Source organism: Agromyces sp. NPDC004153, assembly GCF_053603635.1.
Map to the genome: position 1 here is coordinate 259,751 of NZ_JBSGFY010000001.1, position 19,056 is coordinate 278,806.

A 19,056-nucleotide genomic window follows, 5' to 3' on the forward strand; every position below is an offset into this window, starting at 1 on the left:
TTACTTCTTCCCTCCGGCAGCGGCCTGCTCGCTCGCCTCGAGATCGGCGAGGAAGCGGTCCACGACGTTCTGCGCCTTGCGGTCGTCGGTGAGGCTCTCGCCGATGACGCCCGACGCGAGGTCGATCGCCAGGGTGCCCACCTCGGAGCGCAGCGACACGAGCGCCGACTGACGCTCCGCCTCGATCTGCGCCTGAGCGGTCGCGGTGACGCGGGCCGCCTCGCTGGTCGCCTGGTCCTTCGCCTCTGCGACGATCTTCCGGCCGTCCTCGCGGGCGGTCTCACGGATGCGGCCGGCCTCGGCCCGCGCATCGGCGAGCTGGGCGGTGTACTCCTCGAGCGCCGCCTCGGCCTTGCGCTGGGCCTCGTCGGCCTTCGCGATGTTGCCCTCGATCGCCTCGGCGCGCTCATCGAGCAGCTTCCGAACGCGCGGGAGCACGTAGATCCAGAAGAACACGAGGATCACCACGAAGCAGACTGCCGACCAGACGATGTCGTAGGTCGCGGGCAGGACCGGGTTCGGGGTCGTCTCGTGGCCCTCCTCAGCAGCCCTCAGTACTGCATGAAGCACGTTGGCCTCCTCAGGTGCGCGGGGTCGATCAGACGAAGATGAAGTAGGTCGCGATGCCGATGAAGGCGAGCGCCTCGGTGAAGGCGATGCCGATCCACATCAGCACCTGGAGGCGGCCGGCGAGCTCGGGCTGGCGGGCGACGCCCTCGATCGTCTTGCCGACGACGATGCCCACGCCGATGGCCGGGCCGATCGCCGCGAGGCCGTAGCCGACGGTCGCGATGTTGCCGTTGATCTCAGCGAGAACGGTAGTTGCGTCCACGTTGGGGTTTTCCTTTCCTAGGGATGTTCTGGGCGGGTGCCCGGGCTCAGTGCTCTTCCGCCACCGCGAGCTGGATGTAGACCGCGGTGAGGAGTGCGAAGACGTAGGCCTGCAGGACGGCGACGAGGACCTCGAAGAGCGTGAAGACGAGGCCGAAGGCGAGCGTCCCGACGCCGAGGGCCGTGTACCAGCCGCCGAGGTTGAAGATGAAGAACTGCGTGGCCGCGAAGAAGAGCACGAGCAGGAGGTGGCCGACGATCATGTTCATCATGAGTCGGAGGGTGAGCGTGATCGGGCGGATGATGAACGTCGAGATCAGCTCGATGGGCGTGACGATGATGTACACCGGCCACGGGACACCCGAGGGGAACAGCGAGTTCTTGAAGAAGTTCTTGGGGCTCTTCTTGATGCCGGCGTAGATGAACGTGACGTACGCGACGATCGCGAGCACCAGGGGCACGCCGATGACCGACGTGCCGGCGATGTTCAGGAACGGGATGACGCCCGTGAGGTTCATGAACAGCACGAGGAAGAAGATGGTGGTGAGGAGCGGCAGGAACCGACGGCCGTCCTTCTTGCCGAGCAGGTCGTCGGCGATGTTCACGCGGACGAGGTCGAGGCCCATCTCGACGAGGCTCTGGAACCGCCCGGGGACGACCTTCATGCGGCGCGTGCCGAGCCAGAACACGAGGAGCAGCGCGATGACCGCGACCCAGCGGACCAGGATGATGCGGTTGATCTCGAAGGGGGTTCCCTCGAACACGATCGGGTCGGGGAAGAACTCCATGATCGACGGCCCGTGGAACTCACCATCATCGGTTGCAGTCGGAACCAGCAGGTTCAGAGCGTTAGCTAGCAGCGCTATCTCCTGTTTCGGGGCGTGGAGCTCGGCTCTCGCGTCGTCGAACATCGGAACAGTTTCCGCACACGTGAAAAAGCGCGGAAACCGGGGGGATCGCCATTACTCTAGCAAGACTTCTACGAGCAGACGAATTCGAGATGGGCTCAGTCGTCGGTCGGTGCCTGGGGCAGCTTCACATCGCTCGCATAGGGCATCCGCGAGGTCGCGACGACGATCACGTCGACCACGAGCGAGGCGATCACGCCCCCGACGAGGCTGAGGAACAGCACGGTCGGGTTGAGCCAGTCGGCGTCGCGGAGCACGACCACGAGCACGATGAAGACGATGAACTTCAGGAGCCAGCCGCCGAGCACGATGCCGAAGAAGATGCCGACGAACACGTCGCTTCCGGCGAACCGGTTCGCGAGCAGGATGCTCGCCGCCGTGATGCCCATGAACACCACGGCCATGAGCGTGCCGACGAGGGCGCTCACGAGCCCCTCGGTGCCGGCGAACACGAGCCCGAGGACCCCGCTCACCACGAGGACGATCGCGGCGAGCAGCCCGCCCCAGATGAGCGCCCTGCGGAGCACCGGGTTCGAGGTGGGCGTGCGGTCGGCGGGTTCAGGACGTGCGTCGGTCATCGTGCTCCAGTTCGGGGTCGCCCGATTCTACCGGGCGGCCCTGACCTGAAGCCGGGCCGGTGACATCGCCGGAGCCCAATGGAAGGGAACCCGTCGCCACCGGCACCGCACCCGTCGCCACGGGCACCGCACCCGTCGCCACCGGCACCGGCTCGGACGACTCGAGCTCGTCGAACACCGTCGCGCCGACCCGGTCGTCGCCGTCGGCCTCGGCCGCGACCGTGAGGCGCTTGCGTCGTCCGAGCGGCGCGAGCGTGAAGGCCGCGCAGACGAGGAACCCGATCGCGAGCAGGAGGAACGCCCACCCCGACGGGATGCCGAAGTACACGGGGAACACGAACGAGAGGAGGCATCCGACCGAGGCGACCGCCGTCCAGGCGTAGAAGATGAGCACGGCGTTGAGATGCGAGTGGCCCATGTCGAGCAGGCGGTGGTGCAGGTGCTTGCGGTCGGCCGCGAACGGCGACTTGCCGGCGCGCAGCCGTCGTACGACCGCGAGCCCGAAGTCGAGCAATGGGATCACGAGCACCGCGAACGGCAGGATGATCGGGATGAACGCCGGGAACAGCTCGCCGAGCCCGAGTGACGCCGGGTCGATCTGGCCCGTGACCGCGATGGCCGAGGTGGCCATGAGCAGTCCGATGAGCAGCGCGCCGGCGTCGCCCATGAAGAGCTTCGCGGGATGCCAGTTCAGCGGCAGGAACCCGGCGCACGCGCCCACCACGACGATCGCGAGCAGCGACGCGAGGTTGAAGTAGTTGAGCGGCGACGTCTTCTGCACGAGCAGGTACGTGTAGAGGAAGAACACGCCGTTCGCGATGAGGGCGACGCCCGCGACGAGCCCGTCGAGGCCGTCGATGAAGTTGATCGCGTTCATCACGAGCACGATCGTGAAGACCGTGATCGTCGCGCTCATCCACGATGAGCCGACCGTGATGCCGCCGATCGGGAGGGACACGATCGACACGCCCTGCCACGCGATGAGGCCCGCCGCGATGAACTGGCCGGCGAGCTTCGTGGTCCAGTCGAGGTCCCAGATGTCGTCGGCGACGCCGATGAGCACGATGAGCAGCGCCGCCCCGAGGATCGCGAGCATCTGCGTCGGGTTCTGGAAGATGATCGACACGACCGAGAACCGCGACGAGCCGAGCGTCGACACGAACGCCGCCGCGCCGATCGCCGCGAGGATGCCGACGAACATCGCGATGCCGCCGAGCCTCGGCGTCGGGCGCGTGTGCACGTCGCGCTCGCGGATCTTCGGGTAGAGGCGGTACTTGAGGCTGAGCTTCCAGACGAGCACCGAGCCGCCGAAGGTGACGAGCGCGGCCACGAGGGCGAGCGCGAGGAAGAGGGTCATGAGGCGGCGGCATCCGCTCCATCGTCGGCGGTGGCGCGAGCGGATGCCGCAGGCGCGTCGGATGCCGCGGGCGCGTCGGATGCCACAGGCGCGTCGGACGCCGCAGGCGCTTCGGATGCCCCGGGCGCGTCGGATCCCGAATCCTCGACGGCGATCGCCTCGTCCTCGGGCGCGACCGGCACGGTCTCGGCGGCCTCCTCGCCGTCGGCGGGCGCGAGCAGCTCCTCCCCCACGACCGCGGCGATGCGCTCGCGGGAGATGACGCCGGCCCGCACGATGCGCAGCAGGCCGCCCTCGCCCGAGAGCGAGGTCGCGTCGACGATGGTCGAGCTCGTGTCGCCCGGCCGCTCGCCGATGGCCTCGTACTCCTCGCCGGCCGGGCCGCCGTCGAGGTAGACCTCCACCGACTCGCCGAGCATGGCCTGCGCGTCGACGGCCGTGGTCGCCGACGGCTGCCCCGAGAGGTTCGCGCTGGACACCGCGAGCGGCCCGGTCTCCGAGAGGAGCTCGAGCGCGATCCGGTTGGCCGGCATGCGCAGGGCCACGGTGCCCCGCGTCTCGCCGAGGTCCCACTGCAGCGACGGCTGCGCGTGCAGGATCACGGTGAGCCCGCCCGGCCAGAACTCGGCGACGAGCCGGCGCACGGGCTCGGGCACCTCGGTCGCGAGCGCGTCGAGCGTGGGGATGCCGGGGATGAGCACCGGGGGCGGCGAGGTGCGCTCGCGGCCCTTCGCGTGCAGGAGGCGCTCCACGGCCTTCGGGTCGAACGCGTCGGCGGCGACCCCGTAGACCGTGTCGGTGGGGATCACGACGAGCTCGCCGCGGCCGATGGCGCCACGTGCGAGTCGCATGCCGGTGAGCAGCTGGGAATCGACCGAGCAGTCGTAGATGGAGGTCATGACCGCTCGATTCTAGACCAGCGGGCTCCTCGTCCCCGGGGCATGGGGACGGCCCTGCGCGTCGCCCGCGGCAGCGCCCTCGCACGGGACGACGGATGCCGCGCGCCCGTGCGGCCCGCGGCATCCGTCGTCGTTCGCGCTCGCGTCAGCGGCGGCCCGCCTTGCGGCGGAAGAGCCACGCGCCCCACACCGCCGCCACCGCGATGAACAGCAGGCACCAGCCCACGGCCCACCAGGCGGAGTCGCCCATGGGCGTGCCCATGAGCAGGCTCCGGATCGTCTCGATGATCGGCGTGATCGGCTGGTGCTCGGCGAACCACGCGAGCCAGTCGGGCAGCGTCTCGACGGGGACGAACGCGCTCGACAGGTACGGCAGGAACAGCAGGATGAAGCCGTACGCGTTCGCCGCCTCGGGGCTGCCCGCCGCGAGGCCGATCGCGGCGAACAGGTACGTGATCGCGAGGATGTACAGTGCGATGAGCCCGATCGCGAGCACCCACTCGAACGGCGTCGCGGTCGGCCGGAAGCCCACGAGCAGCGCGACGCCGATGACGACGCCGGTCGCGAAGAGGTTGCGCAGCACGCTCGCGACCACGTGGCCGGTGAGCACGGCGCCGGCACGCAACGGCATGGTGCGGAAGCGGTCGATGATCCCCGTCGTCATGTCGCGTGCGACGTACATCGCGGTCGAGCTCGCCCCGAACCCCGCGCAGAGCAGGATGATGCCGGGCACGACGTAGTTCACGTAGCCGCCCGAGGGATCGAGTGCGCCGCCGAACACGTACGTGAAGAGCAGCATGAGCATGGTCGGCAGGAACACCGCCATGAGCAGCGCCTCGGTGTCGCGCAGCGAGTGCGTGATGCTCCGGCGGATGAAGACGGCCTCGGCCGTGATCCCGGCGGGGCGGGACCGCACGAGCGCGGGTGCCGAGCCGGCGCGCGACGGTGCGGTGTCGATGAGGGTGGTCATGGTCAGCCCTTCGTTCCGATGAGGTCGGCCTCGCGCCCGGACTCCGCCGGGTGCGAGGTGATGGCGAGGAAGACGTCGTCGAGGCTCGGGCGGCGGATGGCGACCCTGGCGCCGTCGACGGCGGATGCCGCGAGCCGGTCGAGCTCGTCGACCGCGGCGCGGAGCCCGTGCACGGTGCCGTCGGTGGGCAGTTCGGCGAGCACCTCGTCGTGGGGGCCGAGGAGCTCCACGACCTCGCCGCCGACCTGCGCCTTGAGCACGCTCGCCGTGCCCTCGGCCGCGATCCGCCCGCGATCGAGCACCGCGACGCGGTCGGCGAGCCGATCGGCCTCCTCGAGGTACTGCGTGGTGAGGAAGACCGTCGCACCCTGATCGGCGACCTCGCGGATGATGCGCCAGAGCTCCTGCCGGCTGCGCGTGTCGAGGCCCGTGGTCGGCTCGTCGAGGAAGATCACGGGGGTCGGCACGACGAGGCTCAGCGCGAGGTCGAGGCGCCGTCGCATCCCGCCCGAGTAGGTGGCCACGCGTCGGCCGGATGCCTCGGCGAGATCGAACCGGTCGAGCAGCTCGTCGGCGCGGGCGCGGGCCGCACGGGCGCCGAGGCCGGAGAGCCGGGCGAGCATGACGACGTTCTCGCGCCCGGTGAGGACCTCGTCGACGGCGGCCGACTGCCCGGTGAGGCTGATGCGCGCGCGCACGCCGTCGGGGTCGGCGAGCACGTCGGCGCCGGCGACGAGCGCCGTGCCGGCGTCGGGCCGGACGAGCGTCGTGAGGATGTTGATGGTCGTGGTCTTGCCGGCGCCGTTCGGCCCGAGGAGGGCGAACACGCTGCCGGCCTCGACCGCGAGGTCGAGGTCGCTGAGGACCTCGGTGGAGCGGAATCGCTTGGCGATGCCGCGCGCATCGATCGCGAGGGTCATGGGCTGCGCCTTTCCGGTGTACGAGTTAAACTGTTTATGCCATGCACGACTGTTTAAGTAATACACAGTTCTACACTGGACGCAAGCATCTCCCGCCGATTGGAGCCGGATGACCCCCGAGACACCCGTCGAGCCCGAGCTGCCGCGGGGCGTCGCCCTCGCCTGGGGCGTCGCCGCCAACCCCCAGCGCGGCCCGAAGCGCGAGATGAGCATCGAGCGGATCGTCGACGCGGCCGTCGAGATCGCCGACGCCGAGGGGCTCGCGGCGGTGTCCATGAGCCGGGTCGCGCAGTCGCTCGGCTACACCACGATGTCGCTCTACCGGTACGTCACCGCGAAGGACGACCTGCTCGTGCTCATGCAGGAGCGCGGCACCGGCCTGCCCCCCGAGCCCGATCCCGAGGTCGACCCGACGGACTGGCGGGAGCGGCTGCGCGCCATCGGCCGGGCGCAGCTCGAGATGCACCGGGTCCACCCGTGGCTGCTCGACATCCCGATCCAGGGCACGCCCGTGACGCCGAACAACCTCGCGTGGATGGACGCGATGCTCGGCTCCCTGTCGGATGTGCCGCTCGACGAGGACGAGCGCGTGGCGGTCATCCTGCTCGTGACCGGCCAGCTGCGCTGGCAGAGCACCATCGAGCGCTCCTACGAAGTCGCCGCCGGCGCGGCGGGGATCGACCCGCAGGCGATCGACGACGGGCGGTCGGCCGTGCTCGACGCGTTCGTCACGGCCGACGAGTTCCCCGCGCTGCGGCGCGCGGTCGACGCCGGGGTCTTCGCCGAGGGCGAGGACCCGTTCGCGTTCGGGCTCGAGCGCGTGCTCGACGGCGTCGCCGATTACGTCGCGAAGCGCGAGCAGGGCCCGAGGCCCGCTCCGCCGGCCGCGCACCACGAGCCGGCCGAGGTGTCGGGGGACAAGCGCGTGCGCGAGTCGCGCAAGGCGGTGCGCGAGGCCGAGAAGCGCCTGCGCGACGCGCGCAAGGTGGAGCGCCAGGCGGTGCGCGAGGCGCGGACGCGGCACGAAGGGCACTGAGGCGACGGATGCCGCGGGCCGCACGCTCGGCCCGGTCGCGCGCTCCGGGGCCTCCGCTCAGCGCAGTGCGGTCGTGGCGCGGTCGCGCGACGTGAGGTCGCGGTGGTGCGCGATCGCGCGCCAGCCGTCGGCCGCGAGGATCGCCGCGATCGGCGCCGACTGCGTCTCGGCGTGCTCGATGACGAGCAGGCCGCCCGGATGCAGCAGGTCGGCGGCCCGGGTCGAGAGCACGCGCACGACGTCGAGCCCGTCGGGGCCGCCGTAGAGCGCCGCCTCGGGATCGTGCAGGCGCACCTCGGGATCGCGCGGGAGCTCCCCGGCCGGCACGTACGGCGGATTGGAGATGACGACCGCCGCGCGTCCGTCGAGCTCGGTGAGCGCGGTCGCCAGGTCGTCGAACACGAGCTCGAGGTTGGGAGCGCCGACCTCCTCGACGTTGCGACGCGTCCACGGGAACGCCGCGGGCGAGTTCTCGACCGCCCACACGCGGGCGTGCGGCACCTCGGTCGCCATCGCGAGCGCGATCGCCCCGCTGCCCGAGCCGAGGTCGATCGCGATCGGCTCGGGCTCGGCGGTCGCGCGCAGCGCGTCGATGGCGAGCTGCGCGACCTGCTCGGTCTCGGGCCTCGGGACGAAGACGCCCGGTCCCACCGCGAGCTCGAGCGAGCGGAACGCGGCGCGGCCGGTGAGGTGCTGCAGCGGCTCGCGCCGCTCGCGGCGGCGGACGAGCGACTCGAGCGTCGCGGCATCCGCGTCGCCGAGCACGCCGCCGACGACGAGCCGGGCCTGCACACCGCCCCGTGAGAGCCCGAGCACGTGGCCGATGAGCAGTTCTGCGTCGACGTCGGGGTCGGGCACGCCGGCCGCCGCGAGGCGCCCGACCGTCTCGGCGCGCACCGCGCGCAGGTCGCGTCCTCCGGCCTGATCCGTGCCCCTATTCACGAAATGGAATGTAACGCACGTGACCGGCGGCAGGCGCCGCCGTAGGCTGGGCCGCGGCATCCGCCCCCGCCAGCGAACCCGGTCGTCGCCGACGACGACGCCCATCCGAGAGGAAGCAGCCATGGCCCAGGTCTTCGACAACATCACCGAGGTCTTCGGTCGCACGCCCCTCGTGCGGCTGAACCGCGTGACCGACGGCGCCGAGGCGACCGTGCTCGCCAAGCTGGAGTTCTACAACCCCAGCGCGAGCGTGAAGGACCGCCTCGGCATCGGCATCGTCGACGCCGCCGAGGCTACGGGCGCGCTCCAGCCCGGCGGCACCATCGTCGAGGGCACGAGCGGCAACACCGGCATCGCGCTCGCCATGATCGGCGCCGCCCGCGGCTACCGGGTCATCATCGCGATGCCCGAGACGATGTCGAAGGAGCGCCGCGCGCTCCTGCGCGCCTACGGCGCCGAGCTCGTGCTGACGCCGGGCGGCGAGGGCATGAAGGGCGCCGTCGCGCGCGCCGAGCAGATCGCGGCCGAGACGCCCGGCGCGGTGCTCGCCAAGCAGTTCGAGAACCAGGCCAACGTCGAGATCCACCGCCTCACCACCGCCGAGGAGGTCTGGAACGACACCGACGGCGGCGTCGACATCTTCGTGTCGGGCATCGGCACGGGCGGCACCATCACGGGCGTCGGCCAGGTGCTCAAGGAGCGCAAGCCCGAGGTGCAGGTCGTCGGCGTCGAGCCGGCCGAGTCGCCCATCCTCAACGGCGGCCAGCCCGGCCCGCACAAGATCCAGGGCATCGGCGCGAACTTCGTGCCCGAGATCCTGGACCGCGAGGTCTACGACGAGATCATCGACGTGAACATCGACCAGTCCGTCGCGACCGCGCGCCGCCTCGGCATCGAGGAGGGCATCCTCGGCGGCATCTCGTCGGGCGCCACGGTCTACGCTGCGACGCAGCTCGCGAAGCGCCCCGAGAACGCCGGGAAGACCATCGTGGTCATCGTAGCGAGCTACGGCGAGCGGTACCTGTCCACGGTCCTGTACGAAGGTCTGCTTGACTGAGCGGGTGCCCATCCTCAGGACGTTCAGGGAAGACCTCGCGACCGCTCGCTCGCACGACCCAGCTGCGCGGGGCGATCTCGAGGTCTTCCTCGCGTATTCGGGGCTGCACGCCATCTGGTCGTACCGGCTCGCGCACCGGCTCTGGGTCGCCGGCTGGCGCCTGCCGGCGCGGCTCCTGTCGCAGCTGGTGCGGTTCCTGACCGGCATCGAGATCCACCCCGGCGCGACGATCGGCCGGCGCTTCTTCATCGACCACGGCATGGGCGTCGTCATCGGCGAGACGTCGATCGTGGGCGACGACGTGATGCTCTACCACGGCGTGACGCTCGGCGGGAAGGCGCCGCGCAACACGCCGCCCGGCACGAAGCGCCACCCCACGCTGGAGGACGGCGTCACGGTCGGCGCCGGCGCGAAGATCCTCGGCGACATCGTCATCGGCGCCTGGAGCGCGGTCGGCGCGAACGCCGTGGTGACCAAGCCCGCTCCCCCGCACTCGCTCCTCGTGGGCGTGCCGGCGAGCGTGCGCCCGCTCTCGCACGCGACGGCCGACGCCGCCCGCGGCGTGCACGACTGGCACATCTAGCTACCCGGCTCCGCTGCGCCACTTCGGGGCCTCCGCGCCAGCCCAGGTGGCGCACGGGGCGCGCAGGTGGCGCGCCCGTGCGGCGACTCCGACAACAGGGCGGCGCACAGCCACGAGGCGACCCGCGTCGCGGGCCGTCAGGAGCGTCCCCGAAACCCCGGCCGCGCGTGCCAGGGCCGAGGGGATCACCGCTCCGGCGGCGCGTGGCAGGGAATCGAGGTCCACGTCGACAGCATCGCCGCGCACCGGGCGGCTGGATGCGGCATCCGGTGTCCTCTGGAACGCCAGGGGCAGCGGTCCACCTGTCGAGGAGAGGTCACTGATGTGGCCCCTGCACCAACTTGCGGTCGTCTGCGCCACTTGTACTGGCGCAGAGGGCGTCGAAGTGGCGCAGCGAGTGGGACGGAGGCGAGGAGCCATGCGACGAAGGCGACGGATGCCGCGCGGCATCCGCCCCCGCGTCGGGTCAGGGTCGGGTCACTCGGCGGCGAGGTCGGCCAGGCGGGCCTCCTCGTCGGCCTGGATCGCCGAGTCGATGATCGGGTCGAGCGCGCCGTTCATCACCTGGTCGAGGTTGTACGCCTTGTAGCCCGTGCGGTGGTCGGCGATGCGGTTCTCGGGGAAGTTGTACGTGCGGATGCGCTCGGAGCGGTCCATCGAGCGGATCTGCGACTTGCGGGCGTCGGATGCCGCGGCGGCGAGCTCCTCCTGCTGGCGCGCGAGGAGCCGCGCGCGCAGCACGCGCATCGCCGCCTCGCGGTTCTGCAGCTGGGACTTCTCGTTCTGCATCGAGACCACGATGCCCGTGGGCAGGTGGGTGATGCGCACTGCGGAGTCGGTCGTGTTCACCGACTGGCCGCCGGGGCCCGACGAGCGGTAGACGTCGATCTTGAGGTCGTTCTGGTTGATGTCGACCTCCTCGGGCTCGTCCACCTCGGGGAACACGAGCACGCCCGTGGTCGACGTGTGGATGCGGCCCTGGGTCTCGGTCACCGGCACGCGCTGCACGCGATGCACGCCGCCCTCGTACTTGAGGTGCGCCCAGACGCCCTGCGACGGGTCGGTGGCGTTCGACTTGATCGCGACCTGCACGTCCTTGTAGCCGCCGAGGTCGGACTCGTTGCGCTCGAGGAGCTCGGTCTTCCAGCCCTTCGACTGCGCGTACTGGATGTACATGCGCAGCAGGTCGGCCGCGAAGAGGGCGCTCTCGGCGCCGCCCTCGCCGCCCTTGATCTCCATGATGATATCTCGGCCGTCGTCGGGGTCGCGCGGGATGAGGAGCCGACGCAGCTTCTCCTGCGACTGGGCGAGCCCCTCCTCGAGGTCGGGGATCTCCTCGGCGAACGCGTCGTCCTCCTTTGCCAGCTCGCGGGCGGCCTCGAGGTCGTCGCCCGCCTGCTGCCACGACTCGTGCGCGGCGACGATGCGGCTGAGCTCGGCGTAGCGCCGGTTCACCTTCTTGGCGCGCGCGGCGTCGGCGTGCAGCGCCGGGTCGGCGAGCTCCTGCTGGAGCTCGCCGTGCTCGGCGAGCAGGGCCTGGACGGACTCGAACATGGACTCAGCGGTGGTCGGACTCGTGCCCGTGCGAGTGCGCCGCGCCGTTGGTCACGGGCATCGACTTCTGCATGAGCATGAGGAACTCGACGTTCGACTGGGTCTCCTTGAGCCGGCCGAGCACCGCCTCGAGGGCCTGCTGCTGCTCGAGCCCGGCGAGGGCGCGACGCAGCTTCCAGGTGATCTTGACCTCGTCGGGCGAGAGCAGCATCTCCTCGCGACGCGTCGACGACGCGTTCACGTCGACGGCGGGGAAGATGCGCTTGTCGGCGAGCTGCCGCGAGAGGCGCAGCTCGGAGTTGCCGGTGCCCTTGAACTCCTCGAAGATCACCTCGTCCATCTTCGACCCGGTCTCGACGAGCGCCGTGGCGAGGATGGTGAGCGAGCCGCCGTTCTCGATGTTGCGCGCCGCGCCGAAGAACCGCTTCGGCGGGTAGAGCGCCGACGCGTCGACGCCGCCCGAGAGGATGCGGCCCGAGGCCGGAGCCGCGAGGTTGTAGGCGCGGCCCAGGCGGGTGATCGAGTCGAGCAGCACGACCACGTCGTGGCCCAGCTCGACGAGGCGCTTGGCGCGCTCGATGGCGAGCTCGGCGACCGTCGTGTGATCCTCGGCCGGGCGGTCGAAGGTCGAGGCGATGACCTCGCCCTTCACCGTGCGCTGCATGTCGGTGACCTCTTCGGGGCGCTCGTCGACGAGCACGACCATGAGGTGGACCTCGGGGTTGTTGATCGCGATGGCGTTCGCGATCTGCTGCAGCACGATCGTCTTGCCGGCCTTGGGCGGCGAGACGATCAGGCCGCGCTGGCCCTTGCCGATCGGGGCGATCAGGTCGATGATGCGCTGCGTGAGCTTGACGGGCTCGGTCTCCATGCGCAGCCGCTCCGCCGGGTACAGCGGCGTGAGCTTCTGGAACTCGACGCGCGCCGCCGACTCCTCGGGCGTCTGGCCGTTGACGGAGTCGACCTTGACGAGCGCGTTGTACTTCTGGCGGCTGTTCGACTCGCCCTCGCGCGGCTGCTTGATCGAGCCGACGACCGCGTCGCCCTTGCGCAGGTTGTACTTCTTCACCTGGCCGAGCGAGACGTAGACGTCGCTCGGGCCCGGGAGGTAGCCCGTCGTGCGGACGAACGCGTAGTTGTCGAGCACGTCGAGGATGCCCGCGATCGGGATGAGCACGTCGTCGTCGAGGATCTCGGGCTCGAGGTCGTCGCCGGTGCCCTGGCCGCGACGCTTGCGGTCGCGGTAGCGGCTGCGACGGCCGCCCTCGCCCTCGGCCTGCTGCTGCTGGTCGCCGCGCGCCTGCTGCTGCTGGCCGCGGCCCTCGCCCTGCTGCTTGCCGGCGTCGCCCTCGGCCTGGCGCTCGCGGGCGGGACGACCGCCCTGCTCGTCGCCCTTGCCGCCCTGGCGCTCGCCGCCCTGGGCGGCCTGACGGCCCTGGCGCTCCTCGGCGGGCTTCTGCTGGTCGTCGCTGCCGCGCTCGGCGCGGTCGCCGCCGCGGCGGCCGCGGTTGCGGCCACGGCCCTGGCGGGGCTGCTCGGCAGGCTGCTCGCCCTCGCCCTCGGCGGGCTGCCCGTTGCGGGCGCCCTCGCCGGTGGCGGCCGCGAGCTCCTCGCGCACGGCGGCGCGGGCGGCCTCGCGGGCCTCGGCATCGGTGGGAACGAGCGAGACGCCGGCTCCGCCGGCGTTCACGTGCTGCGCGGCGGCCGTGGTGGCGCTCGTCGCACGGCGGGGCTGGCGGCCCTGGCGCGCGGGCGGCGCGGTGGCGGGCGCCGCGTCAGCCGCGGCATCCGTCGACTCGGCCGGAGCGGCCTCGGCGGCGGGAGCCTCAGCCGGCGCCTCGGCGGCAGGAGCCTCAGGCGCGGCCGCCGCATCTGCGGCCGGCGCCTCGACGACCGGTGCCTCGGCGGCGGGCGCCTCAACAGCGGGAGCGGCGGACGTCGGCTCGACGGTCAGGAGGGCCTGGTCGACGAGCGCGGGCGCCTCGGCGCCGTCCTGGTGGGCCGAGATCAGGTCCACGAGCTCTCCCTTCCGGCGCTTCGAGGCACCTGCGATGCCGAGCGAGGCGGCGAGCTCCTGGAGCTCGGCGACCTTGAGGCCGTTCAGGCGGGTGCGGTTCGCCACGCTCACGTCGGCGTGGTCGGTTCCGTTGGTCACTGGGTATGTTCCTTTCCCCTGGTCGCAAGAGGTGCCGACCCAGGAGAGCTGATCGCCGGCACGAGCCGTGTCGTGCGCGGGGGCGCAGACATGCGCGAAGGCGAAATGCAAATGATTGCTGGGGAATGCACGAGCGGGGTGGGAAACGCTGACGATGCGTCGCCTTCCGGGTGCTGTCCAATCCTAACACCAGGACGGACGTCCGCCGGACGCGCGACGCGCCGGGCGCGACGGCGGGGCCGACGGGGATGCCCCCGGGCGCCGTCGCTACCGCTCGACGTCGACGACCGTCGCCCCGAGGAAGTCCACCGCGAGCGGCAGCGCCTGCCACGGCGTCTCGGCCGACTCCTCGACGAGGCGGATCGCGTCGGCCCGCTCGCTCGGGTCGCTCGCGAGCACCAGGATCGACGGGCCCGCACCCGACACGACGGCCGGATGCCCCGCGGCGCGCAGCACCCGGATGAGCCGGTCGGTCTCGGGCATGGCCTGGGCGCGGTAGTTCTGGTGCAGCTTGTCCTCCGTCGCCTGCAGGAGCAGCTCGGGGCTCTGGATGAGCGCCGCGACGAGCAGGGCCGACCGCGAGACGTTGAACACCGCGTCCTCGTGCGGCACCGACTCGGGCTGCAGCGATCGCGCCAGCGCCGTCGACATCTCGTGCTCCGGCACGAGCACGAGGGGCGAGACGCCGCGGTGCACGATGAGCTTCTTGTGCCGCGGGCCTTCGGGGGTGGTCCACGCGATCGTGAGGCCGCCGAAGAGCGCGGGGGCGACGTTGTCGGGGTGCCCCTCGAGCTCGGTGGCGAGCTCGAGCAGGTCGTCGGGCGAGAACTCGACGATGCCCTCCAGCAGGCCCTTGGCCGCCATCACGCCCGCCACGATCGCGGCGCCCGACGAGCCGAGGCCGCGTCCGTGCGGGATGGCGTTGTGGGCGACGAGTCGCAGCGAGGGCAGCGGCACGCCCGCGCGGTCGAACGTGTGCGCGATGGCGCGCACCACGAGGTGCGTCTCGTCGAGCGGCACCTCGCCGGCGCCCACGCCGTGCACCTGGATGTCGTGGGTCGCGGCATCCGTCGCCTCGACCTCGAGCTCGTCGTAGCGCGCGAGCGCGAGGCCGAGCGTGTCGAAGCCGGGACCGAGGTTCGCCGAGGTGGCGGGCACCTTCACGTGCACGGTGCGCCCGACGACGGATGCCGCGACGCCCGAGTCGGGGGCGACGGTCGCGCTGCTCATGAGGTGAGTCCGAGGACCTGGGCGACCTGCGCCGTGTCGACCGGCACGACGGTGGGCTGCACGTCGGAGCCGTCGGCGGTGCGGAGGGCCCACTGCGGGTCCTTCAGGCCGTGGCCCGTGACGGTGAGCACCACGCGCGCGCCCTGCGGGACGACGCCCGCTGCTGAGCGCTCGAGGAGGCCCGCGACCGAGATCGCCGACGCGGGCTCGACGAAGATGCCGACCTCGGCCGAGAGGATGCGCTGCGCCTCGAGGATCTTGTCGTCCTCGATCGCGCCGAAGTAGCCGTCGGACTCGTCGCGTGCCTGCAGCGCGAGCTCCCACGACGCGGGGTTGCCGATGCGGATCGCGCTCGCGATGGTGTCGGGGTCGCGCACGGGCTCGCCGCGCACGATGGGCGCGGAGCCCGCAGCCTGGAAGCCGAACATCCGCGGCAGGCGCGTGGCGTTGCCCGCGGCGATGTCCTCGCGGTAGCCGCGCGTGTAGGCGGTGTAGTTCCCCGCGTTGCCGACCGGGATGAAGTGGAAGTCGGGCGCGTCGCCGAGCACCTCGACGACCTCGAAGGCGGCCGTCTTCTGCCCCTCGATGCGGTCGTTGTTCACCGAGTTGACGAGGTGCACCGGGTAGTTGTCGGCGAGGTCGCGGGCGATGTCGAGGCAGTCGTCAAAGTTGCCCTGCACCTGCAGGAGCTGCGCGTTGTGCGCGATCGCCTGGCTGAGCTTGCCCATCGCGATCTTGCCCTCGGGCACGAGCACCGCGGCCGTGATGCCCGCGTGCGTGGCGTACGCCGCGGCCGACGCCGACGTGTTGCCGGTCGACGCGCAGATCACGACCTTCGCGCCGCCCTCGACGGCCTTCGTGACCGCCATCGTCATGCCGCGGTCCTTGAACGAGCCCGTGGGGTTCATGCCCTCGAACTTCACCCAGACGTCGGCGCCCGTGCGGCGTGAGAGCGCCGGCGCCGGCAGGAGCGGCGTGCCGCCCTCGCCGAGGGTGACGACGGGCGTGGCATCCGTCACGTCGAGGCGGTCGGCGTACTCGCGGATGACGCCGCGCCACTGGCGCGATCCGGGCTTGGGGGTGGGCTGGTTCACACTGCTCCTTCGACTCGGAGGACGGACGCGACGGATGCGACGACGGGGCTCTGTGCGAGGGCGGCGACGGTCTCGGCGAGCGCGGACTCCTTCGCCTCATGCGTCCCGATGACCAGCGTAGCCCGCTCGGTCGCGCTGCTGACGGTCTGCTGGAGCTGCTCGACCGAGACGCCGTGCTCGGCGAAGACGTGCGCGATGCGCTCGAGCACGCCGGGCTCGTCGGCGACCTCGAGCGTGATCGCGTAGCGGGTCGTGATCTTCCCGATGTCGAGTGCCGGCAGCTCCGCGTGGGTCGACTCGGCCGTGCCCGGGCCGCCGATGACGTGGCGGCGGGCGATGGCGACGAGGTCGCCGAGCACCGCCGACGCGGTCTGCACCCCGCCGGCCCCGGCGCCGTAGAACATGAGCGGGCCGGCCGCGGCGGCCTCGACGAACACGGCGTTGTTCGCGCCGTGCACCGCGGCGAGCGGGTGGCTCCGCGGCACGAGCGCCGGGTAGACGCGGGCGGAGACGCCCTCCTCGCCGGTCTCGTCGTCGACGAGCCGTTCGCAGATCGCGAGGAGCTTCACGACGAAGCCGGCGCGCTGGGCGGACTCGACCTGTGCGGCGGTGACGCCCGTGATGCCCTCGCGGTGCACCGCGTCGACGGGCACGCTCGTGTGGAACGCGAGGCTCGCGAGGATGGCGGCCTTCTGCGCGGCGTCGTAGCCGCCGATGTCGGCGGTCGGGTCGGCCTCGGCGTAGCCGAGCTCGGTCGCCGTGGCGAGGGCGTCCTCGAGCGATGCGCCCGTCGTGTCCATGCGGTCGAGGATGAAGTTCGTCGTGCCGTTGACGATGCCGAGGATGCGGTCGATGCGGTCGCCGGCGAGGCTGTCGCGCAGGGGCCGGATGATGGGGATCGCGCCGCCGACGGCCGCCTCGTAGGAGAGCTGCGCGCCCACCTGCTGCGCCGCGGCGAACAGCTCCGGGCCGTGCGTGGCGAGGAGCGCCTTGTTGCCCGTGACGACGTCGGCCCCCGAGGCGATGGCGGCGAGCACGAGCGTGCGGGCGGGCTCGAGGCCGCCCATGAGCTCGATCACGATGTCGGAACCGAGGATGAGCGACTCGGCGTCGGTCGTGAACAGGTCGCGCGGCAGGTCGGCGTCGCGGCGGGCGTGGGGGTCGCGCACGGCGATCCCGACGAGCTCGAGGCGCGCGCCGATGCGCTGGGTGAGCTCGTCGGAGTGCTCGAGCAGGAGCCGGGCCACCTGCGAGCCGACGGATCCGGCGCCGAGGAGGCCGACGCGGATGGAACGGTACTCGATCATGCAGGGGTCCCTTCCAGGCCGGCGGATGCCTCGAGCCCGGCGTCGCGGGCGAGCAGGTCGGCCTCGGTCTCGCCGTGCACGATCACCCGGGCCTCCCCGTCGCGCACGGCGACGACCGGCGGCCGGGGCACGTGGTTGTAGTTGTTCGCGAGCGACCAGCAGTAGGCGCCCGTCGCGGCGACCGCCACGAGGTCCCCCGGCGCGACGTCGTGCGGCAGGTAGTCGGCGTCGACGACGATGTCGCCCGACTCGCAGTGCTTGCCCGCGACGCGCACGAGCGCGGGCGGCTCGTCGGAGACGCGGCCCGCGAGGCGCACGGTGTAGTCGGCGCCGTAGAGGGCGGTGCGCGCGTTGTCGCTCATGCCGCCGTCGACCGAGACGTAGTGGCGCCAGGTGCCGCCGTCGAGCGGCACGGGCTTCACCGTGCCGACGGTGTAGAGGGTGACGCCGGCCGGGCCGATGATCGAGCGGCCGGGCTCGAACGCGAGCTTCGGCACGGGAACGCCGCGGTCGCGGCATCCGCTCGCGGCGGCCTCGGCGATGCCGAGCGCGATCTCCTCGATGGGCGTCGGGTCGTCGGCCGAGGTGTAGGCGATGCCGAAGCCGCCGCCGAGGTTGAGCTCGGGCAGCGGCGCGACGCGCGCGAGCTCGGCGTGCGCCGTGAGCAGGCGCTCGGCGGACTCGGCGAAGCCCGCCGAGTCGAAGATCTGCGAGCCGATGTGGCAGTGCAGCCCGAGCAGGTCGAGCGACGGGTGCGAGCGGATGCGCGTCCCGATCTCGACCGCGCGGTCGAGCGAGACGCCGAACTTCTGGTCCTCGTGCGCGGTGGCCAGGAACTCGTGCGTCGACGCGTGCACGCCGCTGTTCACGCGCAGGCGCACGCGTTGCACGCGGCCGGCGCGCGCCGCGGCATCCGCGACCCGCTCGACCTCGACCTCGGAGTCGATGATGATCGCGCCCACGCCGGCCGCGACGGCACGCTCGATCTCGGCGACCGACTTGTTGTTGCCGTGGAAGCCGATGCGCGCGGGGTCGGCGCCCGCCGCGAGCGCCACGGCGAGCTCGCCGCCCGTGCACACGTCGACCGACAGGCCCGCCTCGGTCACCCAGCGCACGATCGCGACGGAGAGGAACGCCTTGCCCGCGTAATAGACCGTCACGGTCGTGCCGACGGATGCCGCTGCCGCCTCGAACGCGGCCAGGATGCGCGCCGCGCGCGCCCGGGCGTCGGCCTCGTCGACGACGTAGAGGGGCGTGCCGAACCGGGCGGCGAGATCGGGGGCCGGGACGCCGCCGATCACGAGGCGGCCGTCGGCGTCGCGGTGCGCGCGCCCGGGCCACACCTGCGGCGCCAGGGCGTTGGGGTCGTCGGGCACGCGGAGCCAGCCGGGAATTGCTGCGGTGGATGCCACGGGGGAAACCTCACGGGACGGAGTGTCGACGGGTCGCTCGCGGCGAGCGAACCCGGATCGGTTCCTGAAGCCTGCTGCGCGCCGCCCTTGTGGGGCGACTCACGGCGAGTCTACCGAGGGTCGTATGCCGGGCCGAATCGGTGACCCCCTGCGAAGCGGATGCAGGAACTTCTGCGCGACACGCCGCTCCGATGAGCCCGACCCGCCGACCGACCCGACGTTC

18 protein-coding genes are annotated in these 19,056 nt (G+C 71.9%); 3 read left to right on the top strand and 15 right to left on the bottom strand.

The genetic code is table 11. From position 1 onward, the window contains the following. From ACWEOH_RS01200 to ACWEOH_RS01235, 8 genes are all read right to left on the bottom strand, one after another. The gene (locus ACWEOH_RS01200) at positions 1–570 is read right to left on the bottom strand and encodes a F0F1 ATP synthase subunit B (protein ID WP_452027516.1); all 570 of its coding nucleotides are present in this window, start codon (positions 568–570) and stop codon (positions 1–3) included. Between the two features lie 28 nt (positions 571–598). After that, complete coding sequence (gene atpE / locus ACWEOH_RS01205) at positions 599–832, bottom strand: ATP synthase F0 subunit C (RefSeq protein WP_022888426.1); 234 nt, start codon at positions 830–832, stop codon at positions 599–601. Positions 833–878: 46 nt separating this feature from the next. Further along, positions 879–1,676, bottom strand: a complete 798-nt coding sequence (gene atpB / locus ACWEOH_RS01210; RefSeq protein ID WP_452031811.1) for a F0F1 ATP synthase subunit A — start codon at positions 1,674–1,676, stop codon at positions 879–881. 161 nt (positions 1,677–1,837) lie between these two features. After that, complete coding sequence (locus ACWEOH_RS01215) at positions 1,838–2,317, bottom strand: hypothetical protein (RefSeq protein WP_452027519.1); 480 nt, start codon at positions 2,315–2,317, stop codon at positions 1,838–1,840. Then, positions 2,298–3,674, bottom strand: a complete 1,377-nt coding sequence (locus ACWEOH_RS01220; RefSeq protein WP_452027521.1) for an MraY family glycosyltransferase — start codon at positions 3,672–3,674, stop codon at positions 2,298–2,300. Before ACWEOH_RS01220 ends, ACWEOH_RS01215 begins: the two co-directional genes overlap by 20 nt. Continuing rightward, positions 3,671–4,573: an L-threonylcarbamoyladenylate synthase gene (locus ACWEOH_RS01225; protein WP_452027523.1), complete on the bottom strand. Its 903-nt coding sequence runs from the start codon at positions 4,571–4,573 to the stop codon at positions 3,671–3,673. Before ACWEOH_RS01225 ends, ACWEOH_RS01220 begins: the two co-directional genes overlap by 4 nt. A gap of 145 nt (positions 4,574–4,718) precedes the next feature. Further along, complete coding sequence (locus ACWEOH_RS01230) at positions 4,719–5,543, bottom strand: ABC transporter permease (protein ID WP_452027525.1); 825 nt, start codon at positions 5,541–5,543, stop codon at positions 4,719–4,721. Between the two features lie 2 nt (positions 5,544–5,545). Then, on the bottom strand, positions 5,546–6,463 hold the full coding sequence (locus tag ACWEOH_RS01235; protein WP_452027527.1) for an ATP-binding cassette domain-containing protein: 918 nt from the start codon (positions 6,461–6,463) through the stop codon (positions 5,546–5,548). A gap of 109 nt (positions 6,464–6,572) precedes the next feature. Here ACWEOH_RS01235 and ACWEOH_RS01240 point away from each other — a divergent pair, with 109 nt between their 5' ends. Continuing rightward, positions 6,573–7,499 carry a TetR/AcrR family transcriptional regulator gene (locus ACWEOH_RS01240; RefSeq protein ID WP_452027529.1) on the top strand — a complete coding sequence of 309 codons (927 nt, stop codon included), beginning with the start codon at positions 6,573–6,575 and terminating at the stop codon, positions 7,497–7,499. Between the two features lie 57 nt (positions 7,500–7,556). Here the strand turns inward: ACWEOH_RS01240 and prmC are convergent, their stop codons facing one another. After that, entirely contained in the window at positions 7,557–8,405 is an 849-nt protein-coding gene (gene prmC / locus ACWEOH_RS01245) for a peptide chain release factor N(5)-glutamine methyltransferase (protein ID WP_452031813.1), read from the bottom strand. Between the two features lie 157 nt (positions 8,406–8,562). On the opposite strand from prmC, the gene cysK reads away from it, so the two are divergent. Continuing rightward, the gene (cysK, locus tag ACWEOH_RS01250; RefSeq protein WP_452027531.1) at positions 8,563–9,498 is read left to right on the top strand and encodes a cysteine synthase A; all 936 of its coding nucleotides are present in this window, start codon (positions 8,563–8,565) and stop codon (positions 9,496–9,498) included. 4 nt (positions 9,499–9,502) lie between these two features. Beyond that, positions 9,503–10,081, top strand: coding sequence for a serine O-acetyltransferase EpsC (gene epsC / locus ACWEOH_RS01255; protein WP_452027533.1), 579 nt, complete (start codon positions 9,503–9,505; stop codon positions 10,079–10,081). A gap of 477 nt (positions 10,082–10,558) precedes the next feature. Here epsC and prfA read toward each other — a convergent pair whose 3' ends face one another. From prfA to lysA, 6 genes are all read right to left on the bottom strand, one after another. Continuing rightward, a complete protein-coding gene (prfA, locus tag ACWEOH_RS01260; RefSeq protein WP_452027535.1) occupies positions 10,559–11,635 on the bottom strand; it encodes a peptide chain release factor 1 in 1,077 nt (358 codons plus the stop codon). 4 nt (positions 11,636–11,639) lie between these two features. Next, positions 11,640–13,790, bottom strand: a complete 2,151-nt coding sequence (gene rho, locus ACWEOH_RS01265; protein WP_452027537.1) for a transcription termination factor Rho — start codon at positions 13,788–13,790, stop codon at positions 11,640–11,642. A 267-nt stretch (positions 13,791–14,057) separates the two neighbouring features. Next, complete coding sequence (gene thrB, locus ACWEOH_RS01270; protein WP_452027539.1) at positions 14,058–15,020, bottom strand: homoserine kinase; 963 nt, start codon at positions 15,018–15,020, stop codon at positions 14,058–14,060. Next, the gene (gene thrC, locus ACWEOH_RS01275; protein WP_452027541.1) at positions 15,017–16,114 is read right to left on the bottom strand and encodes a threonine synthase; all 1,098 of its coding nucleotides are present in this window, start codon (positions 16,112–16,114) and stop codon (positions 15,017–15,019) included. Before thrC ends, thrB begins: the two co-directional genes overlap by 4 nt. Further along, the gene (locus ACWEOH_RS01280) at positions 16,111–17,421 is read right to left on the bottom strand and encodes a homoserine dehydrogenase (protein ID WP_452027543.1); all 1,311 of its coding nucleotides are present in this window, start codon (positions 17,419–17,421) and stop codon (positions 16,111–16,113) included. The genes thrC and ACWEOH_RS01280 overlap by 4 nt, the downstream gene beginning before the upstream one ends. Beyond that, positions 17,418–18,833, bottom strand: coding sequence for a diaminopimelate decarboxylase (gene lysA, locus ACWEOH_RS01285; RefSeq protein WP_452027545.1), 1,416 nt, complete (start codon positions 18,831–18,833; stop codon positions 17,418–17,420). The genes ACWEOH_RS01280 and lysA overlap by 4 nt, the downstream gene beginning before the upstream one ends. Positions 18,834–19,056 lie beyond the last annotated feature (223 nt).